The organism is Ruegeria sp. HKCCD7181 (assembly GCF_057221055.1).
Window position 1 is genome coordinate 1 of sequence record NZ_JBWVBC010000035.1, and the last position, 1,307, is coordinate 1,307.

The following is a 1,307-nucleotide window of genomic DNA, read 5'->3' on the forward strand; positions in this document are numbered from 1 at the left end:
TCTCGACCTTCTTTCTGAACTTCCTTGAGATGTCGTACTGGCGGGTCTTGGCAATGTCTCGAGCGACCTGGCGGGCATCTTAGTGCTCTTCGCGGGTGATCTTGCGTGCGTCGGTGTTAGGGCAGCACTTGTTTTTCGATGGACAGGTTTGGCAAACGTCTTTCAAGGCGCGGTAGCGGGCCGTCCCTTTGCCAGTTGGTCCTCTGGTCGGGTCGGAGTAGTTTCGGCGGAATTGCTTCCACGCATGGCCTTCGGGGCAGATGTACTGATCGTTCTTGGCGTCCCACGCGAAGTCAGCTCTGGACCATGTGCCATCGGATCGGCCTGCTTTGTCGAAGACGGGGGTGTGCGGCGCGATCTGTCGGTCGACCAACCAACCCAAAAGCAGCCCAATGCCGTAGGCGGTGTCAGCGATCAGCCGTTCTGGATGCAGGTCGAACTTCGTCTTCACACGGTCCAACATGGTCTTGGTCGATCCAATCTCGGCTTGTCGGATTGACCGAGTGGCTTCCACATCGACGATGACGCCATGGTCCGTGTCGATCAGGTAGTTGTCCGAATAGCTAAAGAATGCCGGGCCTTTGCGTGCTGCGGTCCATTGGCTTGCTGGGTCGGAATGGGATGTGAACTTGGGCTGCACCTCGCTCGCAGCTCCGAATGCCGCCTCATCCAGCGTGTCGAGATACTCACGCACGGCTCGGGGCGCATCTGCCGGATCGATGCTCGTCGCGTCTCAATCTTCCTTCGGTGTTGAATTCTGTTTGTTGGCATCCGCCTCAATCAGGCTGGCATCGATTGCCAGGCGCTGACCGCTCACCAGACCTTCCGCAATGCAGCGCGCCACAGTTGTCTCAAACAAATGGCGTAGCAGTTCGCTCTCGCGAAACCGACCGTGCCGGTTCTTTGAAAACGTCGAATGATCCGGCACGCGATCGTTCAGATCGAGACAACAGAACCAGCAATAGGCGGGATTCAGATGCACCTCTTCGCACAGCGGTCTCTCCGACCGGATGCCAAAGCAATAACCGACAAGCAACATGCGGATCAGCAGTTCAGGGTCGATGGAAGGACGGCCAGTGTGGCTGTAGAAACCAGCAAGATGGGTACGGATGCTGCTCAGATCGACGAACCGGTCAATCGACTGCAACAGGTGGTCTTGGGGAATGTGATCCGCAAGTGAGAACTCATAAAACAGCGCTGCCTGAGATTCTTGTCTTGGCCCCATCATGGCTGATCCTCCCGCTTGTCGGCAGAATGGAATCAGCAAGTTACACCTCAATCAAGGAAGAACCTTTCAACAGAATAGG

General features: G+C 56.4%; 1 pseudogene. It reads right to left on the minus strand.

What is annotated here, in order from left to right:
* Positions 1-1,228, minus strand: a pseudogene (locus AC2TCY_RS22980) (transposase); the annotation flags it as partial.
* Positions 1,229-1,307 lie beyond the last annotated feature (79 nt).